This window comes from Streptomyces solincola (assembly GCF_002982015.1).
Taxonomy (GTDB): Bacteria; Actinomycetota; Actinomycetes; order Streptomycetales; family Streptomycetaceae; genus Streptomyces; species Streptomyces solincola.
Window position 1 is genome coordinate 1 of the sequence record NZ_PVLV01000435.1, and the last position, 1,837, is coordinate 1,837.

General features: G+C 72.5%; 3 protein-coding genes. 2 read left to right on the forward strand and 1 reads right to left on the reverse strand.

What is annotated here, in order from left to right:
* Both C6N75_RS23950 and nudC read left to right on the forward strand, forming a co-directional pair.
* Positions 1 to 275 (forward strand): M20/M25/M40 family metallo-hydrolase (locus C6N75_RS23950; RefSeq protein ID WP_146132653.1); only part of this gene is annotated, 275 nt, incomplete at its 5' end.
* A 135-nt stretch (positions 276 to 410) separates the two neighbouring features.
* The gene (gene nudC / locus C6N75_RS23955; RefSeq protein WP_105870974.1) at positions 411 to 1,361 is read left to right on the forward strand and encodes an NAD(+) diphosphatase; all 951 of its coding nucleotides are present in this window, start codon (positions 411 to 413) and stop codon (positions 1,359 to 1,361) included.
* 91 nt (positions 1,362 to 1,452) lie between these two features.
* Here the strand turns inward: nudC and C6N75_RS23960 are convergent, their stop codons facing one another.
* The gene (locus C6N75_RS23960) at positions 1,453 to 1,710 is read right to left on the reverse strand and encodes a mycoredoxin (protein WP_105870975.1); all 258 of its coding nucleotides are present in this window, start codon (positions 1,708 to 1,710) and stop codon (positions 1,453 to 1,455) included.
* Between the last annotated feature and the right edge of the window lie 127 nt (positions 1,711 to 1,837).

Consider the following 1,837-nt stretch of genomic DNA (forward strand, 5'->3'; position numbering starts at 1 on the left):
GCCTCACCCCCCTCGGCCACCCCGCCCTCACCGCCGTCACCCGCGCCATGAGCACCGCCTTCGACGGCGCCACCGTCCGCTACACCCGCGAAGGCGGCTCCGGCCCGGCCGCCGACCTCCAGGACGTCCTCGCCGCACCCGTCCTCTTCCTCGGCATCTCCGTACCGTCCGACGGCTGGCACGCCCCCAACGAGAAGATCGAACTCGACCTCCTCCTCAAGGGCGCCGAGACCGCCGCCCACCTGTGGGCCGAACTACCCGGCGCACTGCGCTGACCCCGACCCACGGACCGGGCCGCACCGACCACCACCCCGTCATCGGACCACGCCGACCACGACCGCCCCCGCCGGGCCGGCGACCCGGCCAGACACCCGAGACATCCGCATCCACCGGGGGAGTAGGAAACACCAGTGAGCACGATCAGCAACCCGGGCCACCGCCCCATCAGCTTCGCCGCGCCCAGCGGCATCGACCGCGCCGCGCACCACCGCCTCGACGAAGCCTGGCTGGCCGCCGCCTGGAGCCACCCCACCACCCGGGTCTTCGTCGTCTCCGGCGGCCAGGCACTGATCGACGACACCGCAGACGGCGGCACCGAACTCGTCATGACCCCCTCCTTCGAGGCGCCGGTCACCGAGACCCACCGCTACTTCCTCGGCACCGACGAGGACGGCGTCAGCTACTTCGCCCTCCAGAAGGACAGCCTCCCCGGCCGGATGGACCAGTCCGCCCGCCCCGCCGGACTGCGCGAGGCCGGCATGCTGCTCTCCGCGCGCGACGCCGCGCTGATGGTGCACGCCGTCGCCCTGGAGAACTGGCAGCGCCTGCACCGCTTCTGCTCCCGCTGCGGCGAACGCACCGTGATCGCCGCCGCCGGACACATCCGCCGCTGCCCCGCCTGCGGAGCCGAGCACTACCCCCGCACCGACCCGGCCGTGATCATGCTGGTCACCGACGAGGAGGACCGCGCCCTGCTGGGCCGCCAGGTGCACTGGCCGGAAGGCCGCTTCTCCACCCTGGCCGGCTTCGTCGAACCGGGCGAGTCCATCGAGCAGTCGGTGGCCCGGGAGGTCTTCGAGGAGGTCGGGGTCACCATCGGCGAGGTCGAGTACGTCGCCAGCCAGCCGTGGCCCTTCCCCTCCAGCCTGATGCTCGGCTTCATGGCCCGCGCCACCTCCTCGGAGATCGACGTCGACGGCGACGAGATCGAAGAAGCCCGCTGGTTCTCCCGCGAGGAACTGCGGGCCGCCTTCGACTCCGGCGAGGTGCTCCCCCCGTACGGCATCTCCATCGCCGCCCGGCTCCTCGAACTCTGGTACGGCAAGCCCATCCCCAGCCGCACCCCCGGCCCCAACGCCTAGCGGCCCCGGGGCCGGGAAGCCCCCGAGCGCACGAAAAGAGGGACCCCGGCGACCGAGGTCCCTCCTTCGTGCCGTGTGTCACCGGCGCGGCTCAGACCCCCAGGGCCTGCTTCACCTGCGCCAGGCTCGGGTTGGTCATCACGACCTCGGCCCCGCCGCCCGCCGGAACGACCTGCACGGTCGGCACCGTCTGGTTGCCGCCGTTGGCCTTCTCGACGAACGCCGCCGACGCCGGGTCCTGCTCGATGTTGATCTCGTTGTACGCGATGCCCTCGCGGTCGAGCTGGCTCTTCAGCCGGCGGCAGTAACCGCACCACGTCGTGCTGTACATCGTCACAGTGCCCTGCATGGCCGTTGCGCTCCTCGTCGGTGCCTCGGGGCGGGTGCGCCTGCCGCACCCGTGCACGGGAGCAACGTCCGGTGCGCTCCACCCATTCCCGCGCCGGCACGGGAGCCGCACCACGACCCCACAACCC

Coding starts and splice junctions, on each gene's coding strand:
- C6N75_RS23960 (WP_105870975.1), bottom strand. CDS start 1,710: ATGCAGGGCACTGTGACGATGTACAGCACGACGTGGTGCGGTTACTGC.